The following is a 6651-nucleotide window of genomic DNA, read 5'->3' on the forward strand; positions in this document are numbered from 1 at the left end:
CGCCGTGAGTTTGCCGCCGATCCGGACGGGAAGGTCGTAGTCGTCGACGAACGGCTCGTCGAGCGAGCCGATTCCGGACTGGTTGCGCAACAACCCTTCCCACGTTCCGTCGGCGTCGTCCGCGATCGACGTGGCGGCGGCGAATCCCGTGACCACCACTGGCCGCCCGAGCTTCCGCGTTTCTGAAGCAGTCGTTACAGTCATGTCGTCATGAATACCTGTACCGTCCGCTACAGTCAACCGAATGGCCCGCCCCCTCGACCACGCCAAGCGTGCGCAGCTCCTCGCCGACGTCATCCGCTACATCGCCGAACACGGACTCGCGGACCTGTCGCTCCGGCCGCTCGCCGCCGCGCTGGGCACCAGTTCACGCATGCTCATCTACTACTTCGGCACCAAGGAGGAGCTGCTGGTCCAGGCGCTGGCGACGCAGCATCCTGGGTTCTCGTCCCTGTTCTCCGGCGTCACGGACCGGGACGGGCTGCGTGCAGGCCTCGCGGAGTTGTGGACGTCGACCACACAGGGCGAGTCGTCTGTCAGCACGAAGATTCTGTTGCAGGTGATGGGGGTGGCGAGCGTGCAGCGGGGCCCGTTCGCCGACTTCGCCACATCGGCCATCCACACGCTGATCGACGCCGTCGCCGACGCGATGGTCCGATGCGGAACCACTGCTCAGGACGCCCGCGAGAATGCGACGGTCGCGGTGTCCGGACTGCGGGGAATCCTCCTCGACCGCTTGGTCACCGGCGACGTGGCGCGGACGGATCGATCGGCGTCACGACTGATCGAGCAGGTGCTTGCCGAGTAGTTCGTCGACGCGCTCGGCCGCCTCGTCCGGGATCCAGTGGCTCACGCCGCGGAGCACCTCGTACGTGTACGGGGCGTCGACGAATCGGTTGGTCAGCTCCGGGCCCACCGGCCCGATCGCCGTGTCGCCGTCGCTCCACACGAAAAGTGTGGGCACCCGGACCTTCCGGGAGGCAGATCGGGGCGCGGTGAACGGCATCGCGCGATACCAGTTCAGGGCGCCCCGGGCGCGCGTCCGGTCGCGCATGGGCTCGAGGTCGCGCTTCGCGTCGTCCGGCGACTGGCCGCTGGCGACCAGGGCCCGGTAGCCGAAGCCGTCCGGGGTGAGCACCCGCTCCGGGATCCACGGCAGCTGGAACGCGAACATGTACCAGGACTTCAGGATCTGACGGCTGGTGAGCATCGCCCGCACGAACGCCGCCGGGTGCGGCACCGACAGCGCCGTGAGCGTGCGGACCCGGTCCGGGCGTTCGGCGGCGACACCCCAGGCGACCGCCGCGCCCCAATCGTGTCCGACCACGTGCGCCGGGCCGAGGCCTGCCCGGTCGATGAGCGCGACGACGTCCGCGATCAGTTCCGTGCTGCGGTACGCCCGTCGGGCGCGGGGCCTGGCACCGGGCGAATAGCCGCGCTGGTCCGGGGCCAGGGTCCGGAACCCGCGCCGGTGCAGCAGCGGCGCCAACGCGTCCCACGACCGCGAGTCCTGCGGAAATCCGTGCAACAGCACCACCGGTGTGCCGTCGATCGGACCCTCGTCGCGGACATCGAACACCAGTCCGTCGCGGGTGAACGTGCCGATCCGCTCCGTGCGACTCATCCGTCGATCGTCTCACGCTCGCTGCGGTCTGCGGCCGACTCGCCGGCGCGGAGGAAGCGTCCCGTCCTGGTGACCCCGAATCCGCCGGTGAATTCGCCGTCGCGGTAGACGAGCCTGCCGTTGATCACCGTCGCGACCGCGGCGCCGTCACTGCGGTTCACCATCCGCCGCAACCCGCCGTACTCGGGGACCTCCGCCTCGAACAATCCGTCCACCGTGGCGTCGAGACCCGCCGGGTCGACGACGACCAGATCGGCGCGGTCACCTTCGCGGAGGTGGCCTGCGTCAATGCCGTACCAGTCGGCCAGCTCGCCCGTCAGCCGGTGAACAGCCCGCTCGACGGTCAGGAACGGCTTGCGGTCGGACTGCACGTCCTTGACCTTCTTCAGCAACCGGATCGGATAGTTGTAGAACGCCATGTTGCGCAGGTGGGCGCCGGCGTCGCCGAATCCCATCTGCACCCCGGAACTGGCCGCGAGCTTCTTCGCGAACCTGGGTCGATGGTTCGCGATGGTGGTCCGCCACCGCAGGTCGGTGCCGTATTTCACGACGAGATCGAGGTACGCGTCGACCGGGTGCACACCGCGAAGGTCGCCCACGGCGCCGAACGTCTTGCCGATCAGCGTCTCGTCCGGGCACCCGACGATTTCCGCGTCGTAGAAGTTGCGGTGCCAGATGCGGGGGCTGAACTTGTTGTCGTAGTCCTTGCGGAACCGGCGTCGGTAGGACTCGTCCTGCAGCAGGGCGTTTCGCTCCACCTGATCCTCGAGGTGGAGTGCCGCCGCGCCTGCGCCGAACTCCTCGAACACGACGAGGTCGATGCCGTCGGCGTAGACGGTGAACGGCACCGGCAGGTGCTGCCACTTGAAATCGGTCTTGGCGAAGCGGTTCAGCAGCGGCGCCGCGGCAAGCATGAAGTACACGATCGGCGGGTAGGCCTTCGAGTCCGCAGCCGACAGCAGCGACGTCTTGAGTGGCTTGCGCCGCCCGAAGCCTGAACTCTCCGCGAAGAATCCGGCAATGTTGGGGTGCAGGTTGATCGTGGGCGCACTCTGCAGGATCTTGCCGCGCTCGCGCAGGATGCGATTGAGGAAGCGGAACTCCTTCCACCGCGCGTACGTGGACGGCAGTGAGCGGGAACGGTATTCGTCGCCGTCGATCTTGTCGAGCGCGTTCGTCATGGAGGAGAGGCCGAGGAAGCCGGCGTCCACGGCGTCGGTGAGCATCGCGCCCATCCGCTCGAGTTCGGGCGCGGTCGGCTCGATCCGCTTGTCGGTGCCCCGGCCGAGGCCGAGGACGTGGGTGCGGATGTCGGAGTGCCCGATGAACCCGGCGACGTTGGGGCCGAGCGGCAGCGACTCGAGTGCCTCGACGTACTCCGCAGGGCTCTGCCAGATCTTGTTCTCCTCCAGGATCCTGAGCACGGAGTCGTGCGGCACCGCCTCGACCCGGCTGAACAGGTCGGCGCACTCGCGCGGCGTCGAGTACACGGTGGACAGGGAGCAGTTTCCGAGGACGACGGTGGTCACGCCGTGTCGTACCGACTCCGGCAAGCCGGGGCTGACGAGCACCTCCGCGTCGTAGTGGGTGTGCACATCGACGAACCCGGGGAGCACCCACTTGCCTGCGGCGTCGACGACCTCGGTGCCGGGGCCGACGGGCAGCGGGCGTGCCGATGCCCGGACGACGACCCCGTCGCGGATGCCGAGATTGCGGCGCAGCGGCGCGGATCCGGTTCCGTCGAACCACAGCCCACCATTGACGACCACATCGAAATCCGGCATTGTCGCGCTCCTCACACTCGGTATGTGTTACCCGAGGTTACGTATGCGGTTGAGTAAAAGTCAATGGACGGCCCGGGGGTTCGTCAATAGAGTGCAGGGGTGGCCGCCGCACCCCGCTCTCCGGAAGATCGGCGCGCGCAGATCCTCGACGTGGCCGTCCGACTTCTCGACACGGTGTCGTTCGACGACCTGTCGATGGACCAGGTGGCCGCCGACGCAGGTGTGTCCGCGCCACTGCTGTTCCACTACTTCAAGAACAAGCAGGGCTTTCGGAACGCCGTCCTCGAAGCCTCGGCGTCCGAACTGCAGCGGCGGATGACACCCGACGCGACGCTCCCGGTGCACGGACAACTCCGGGCGGGCGTCGAAACGTTCGCGGACGCGGTGATCGAACACCCGACCATCTACCTCGCGGTCATGGGGATGGCCGGTAGCGGCGACGAGAGGATGCGGCAGATCTACCGGGGCATGCGGCGGACGTTCACCCGGTGGATCGGCGTGTCACTGGCCGAGTTCGGCGTGCCGACGACACCCGCGCTCGACGCCGCGATCTCGGGCTGGCAGGCGTTCATGGAGGAGGTCGTGCTGTCGTGGCTCGACGAGCCGAGCATGGAACGCACCGAGATGATCGACCTCTGTGAGCGCGCGTTCTACCACCTGCTTCCTGCGGCAGGCGTCGACGTCGACGCACTCGACGTGACACGCTGATCCGACCGCACGCGAAACGACCCGAAGGGGTCACTGCCCGGCGCGCTGAGCCTCCAGAAAGCGCCGCCCGGGCGTCGGATCGACGCCGAAGCGCTCGGCGTAGCGTTCGTGAATTTCCTCCCACTGGTCCCACGACCCGTGCGCCTCCGCTTCGGAGAGGTACCCGCCGGCGAGATGCGGCTCGAGCCGCGCGAAATAGGTCTCCCAGCCGGCTGCGGTCTGCGCCGCGATCGCGCGGTCACCGAACACGTGCGTGAAGGTCAGGCGACAGCCGTCGCCCTCTGCCGCCAGGTCGAAGCTGTACCGCTCGTCGCCGTAGGTCCACGCGAGCCGATGCGGCGCGTCGACCTCGGTCACCTCTCCGGTCGCGCCGTATGCCTCGAACGTCTCCCCCGCGGCCGGCGTCCAGTCCGCGGCGGCGGGAAACCAGCGCTCGAGTTCTGCCGGTTCGCTGACCGCCCGCCACACGCGCTCGACCGAATGGGTGAGCGTGCGCTCGAAGCGCAGCGCCGGGCGGCCGTCGATCGTCTCCAGGGTTCCGTCGGTCATGGGTTCTCCTCCAGGTGTCGTTCGAGTGCATCGAGGCGGCTCGACCAGAAAGCGCGGTACGGCTCCAGCCAGTGGTCGACCTCAGCGAGGGGTTCCGGGCGCAGCGCATACAGACGGTGCTTACCGTCCGCGCGCACCACGACGAGCCCGGCCTCGCGCAGCACCTTGAGATGCTTGGACACGCCGGGCTGACTGAGCGCGATGCGTTCGACCAGTTCTCCGGCGGGCCGCTCACCCTCACGCAGCAGGTCGAGTATCTGCCTTCGGTGCGGCTCGGCCAGTGCGGCGTAGGCGCTCATGACCTCATATTGCCAGACGGAAATATGAGCCGCAACGGTCGGTGAGATCATGGCCGGACAGTGACTCCCCGCAGGGCCGACTTGACACACGACGTGTGACGCACAACACTTGCCCACACTGACCGAGCGAGTGATCGGTCGGCCGCTCGAATTCGGACATCCCGTTCGGATCGGAGCCGGAGAAAGGGGACGTGCGTGTCGTCGACGTTGCACAACGACGGAAGCCGGGAACCAGCAGTAGCGACCGCTCTCGACGCCTGGCGATCGCGGGTGGAGGCGTATCCCGACCACCCGGCCGTCGCCTACTTCGATGCCGTCCTGACGGCGCGCGAGGTCGACGATCTGTCGGACGCCCTCGCCGTCGCGCTGGACGAGCGGGGTGTCGGGCGAGGCGACCGGGTGGGCATCTACCTGCAGAATGTGCCGCAGTACGCGCTCGCCCTGCTGGCGCTGTGGAAGGTCGGCGCAGCGGCGCTCGTGCTCAATCCGATGTACCGCGGACACGAACTCCGCCGCCTCGTCGACGACGCCGAACCGATCGGCATCATCTGCGAGGACGCGACCGCCGCGGCGACGGCCGAGACGCTGCGCGACAGCAGCGTGCGATTCTCGATCAGCACCAGCTCCCTCGACTTCCAGACCCGCAACGATCCGCGAGTGTTCGAAGCCACCGCGCGGGCCACTCCGGCAGCGGACGGCGACCTCGTCGACCTGCTCGAGCGCTTCCGCGGACAGCGACCACCACGGGTCGAAGTCGGCGGAGGCGACCTCGCCCTGCTCACCTACACCTCCGGGACCACCGGCCCACCCAAGGGTGCGCTCAACTCCCACGCGAACGTGCTGGCCACCGCACTCGACTTCGGCGACTGCGCCGGGGTCGTCGACGGGGACGTCGTGTTCGCGGTCGCTCCCCTGTTCCACATCACCGGCGCCGTGCTCAATGCCGGTGTGGCCCTGATCCGGGACTGTGTGCTCGTGTTCGCGAATCGGTTCAGCGCGGCCGTCGCGCTGGAGACGTTCGTGGAGCACCGGGTGACGTACACGATCGGCTCGATCACCGTGTTCAACGCGCTCTCCGAGGTGCCGGGTGTGAGCGCGGACCACTTCGCCTCGGTGAAGACCCTCTACTCGGGTGGTGCGCCCATCCCGCCTGCGACCGTGGAGAAGTTCGAGGCCAGGTTCGGCAAGTACATCCACAATGCGTACGGGATGACCGAGACCACCGCCGGAGTGATCGCGGTGCCACCCGGACAGCGGGCACCGGTCGACCCGTCGAGTGGCTCACTGTCCATCGGTCTCCCGCTCCCGCGGGTCGACCTCCGGGTCGTCGACCCGAATGGCGACCCCGTTGCACCCCACACTGCCGGCGAACTGGAAATCGCCGGACCACAGGTGGTTTCGGGCTACTGGCGCAACCCCACCGCCTCCCGGGACACCCTGCCCGGCGGACGGTTGCGCACCGGGGACGTCGCGATCGTCGACGATTCCGGGTGGGTGTACCTCGTCGACCGGCTCAAGGACCAGATCAACGTGTCCGGCTACAAGGTGTGGCCCCGCGAGGTCGAGGACACACTCTACGAACACCCGGCCGTGCACGAGGCGGCCGTGGGCGGGGCGCCCCACCACAAACAGGGGGAATCGGGGGTGGGCGACGTCTCGCGGAGCAAGGGCGCGGGCGGCCCCCAGG

Annotated in this window: 8 protein-coding genes; 3 read left to right on the top strand and 5 right to left on the bottom strand. The window is 68.3% G+C overall.

Translation table 11 applies throughout. The features are described 5' to 3' along the window. A partial coding sequence (locus ACFTZB_RS41105) for a beta-ketoacyl synthase N-terminal-like domain-containing protein (RefSeq protein ID WP_378441012.1) occupies positions 1 to 204 on the bottom strand: 204 nt, incomplete at its 3' end. A gap of 40 nt (positions 205 to 244) precedes the next feature. On the opposite strand from ACFTZB_RS41105, the gene ACFTZB_RS41110 reads away from it, so the two are divergent. Continuing rightward, the gene (locus tag ACFTZB_RS41110) at positions 245 to 808 is read left to right on the top strand and encodes a TetR family transcriptional regulator (protein ID WP_378441014.1); all 564 of its coding nucleotides are present in this window, start codon (positions 245 to 247) and stop codon (positions 806 to 808) included. On the opposite strand, the gene ACFTZB_RS41115 is transcribed toward ACFTZB_RS41110, so the two are convergent. Beyond that, on the bottom strand, positions 776 to 1624 hold the full coding sequence (locus ACFTZB_RS41115; RefSeq protein ID WP_378441016.1) for an alpha/beta fold hydrolase: 849 nt from the start codon (positions 1622 to 1624) through the stop codon (positions 776 to 778). The genes ACFTZB_RS41110 and ACFTZB_RS41115 overlap by 33 nt on opposite strands. Next, positions 1621 to 3408 carry an amidohydrolase family protein gene (locus ACFTZB_RS41120; protein WP_378441018.1) on the bottom strand — a complete coding sequence of 596 codons (1788 nt, stop codon included), beginning with the start codon at positions 3406 to 3408 and terminating at the stop codon, positions 1621 to 1623. The genes ACFTZB_RS41115 and ACFTZB_RS41120 overlap by 4 nt, the downstream gene beginning before the upstream one ends. Positions 3409 to 3507: 99 nt before the next feature. Here ACFTZB_RS41120 and ACFTZB_RS41125 point away from each other — a divergent pair, with 99 nt between their 5' ends. Beyond that, complete coding sequence (locus ACFTZB_RS41125) at positions 3508 to 4116, top strand: TetR/AcrR family transcriptional regulator (RefSeq protein ID WP_378441020.1); 609 nt, start codon at positions 3508 to 3510, stop codon at positions 4114 to 4116. A 30-nt stretch (positions 4117 to 4146) separates the two neighbouring features. Here ACFTZB_RS41125 and ACFTZB_RS41130 read toward each other — a convergent pair whose 3' ends face one another. Further along, positions 4147 to 4665, bottom strand: a complete 519-nt coding sequence (locus tag ACFTZB_RS41130; RefSeq protein WP_378441022.1) for an SRPBCC domain-containing protein — start codon at positions 4663 to 4665, stop codon at positions 4147 to 4149. Further along, positions 4662 to 4964: an ArsR/SmtB family transcription factor gene (locus ACFTZB_RS41135; protein ID WP_378441026.1), complete on the bottom strand. Its 303-nt coding sequence runs from the start codon at positions 4962 to 4964 to the stop codon at positions 4662 to 4664. Before ACFTZB_RS41135 ends, ACFTZB_RS41130 begins: the two co-directional genes overlap by 4 nt. A gap of 195 nt (positions 4965 to 5159) precedes the next feature. Here ACFTZB_RS41135 and ACFTZB_RS41140 point away from each other — a divergent pair. Then, the coding region (locus ACFTZB_RS41140; protein WP_378441024.1) for a class I adenylate-forming enzyme family protein at positions 5160 to 6651 on the top strand (1492 nt) is incomplete at its 3' end.

The sequence above is a fragment of the Rhodococcus sp. NPDC057014 genome, assembly GCF_042673295.1.
GTDB lineage: Bacteria > Actinomycetota > Actinomycetes > Mycobacteriales > Mycobacteriaceae > Rhodococcus_F.

Bases quoted from the DNA above. Each gene is read 5' to 3' on its own strand.
- ACFTZB_RS41130 (WP_378441022.1), bottom strand. From the start codon at position 4,665: ATGACCGACGGAACCCTGGAGACGATCGACGGCCGCCCGGCGCTGCGC.
- ACFTZB_RS41115 (WP_378441016.1), bottom strand. From the start codon at position 1,624: ATGAGTCGCACGGAGCGGATCGGCACGTTCACCCGCGACGGACTGGTG.
- ACFTZB_RS41135 (WP_378441026.1), bottom strand. From the start codon at position 4,964: ATGAGCGCCTACGCCGCACTGGCCGAGCCGCACCGAAGGCAGATACTC.
- ACFTZB_RS41110 (WP_378441014.1), top strand. From the start codon at position 245: ATGGCCCGCCCCCTCGACCACGCCAAGCGTGCGCAGCTCCTCGCCGAC.
- ACFTZB_RS41120 (WP_378441018.1), bottom strand. From the start codon at position 3,408: ATGCCGGATTTCGATGTGGTCGTCAATGGTGGGCTGTGGTTCGACGGA.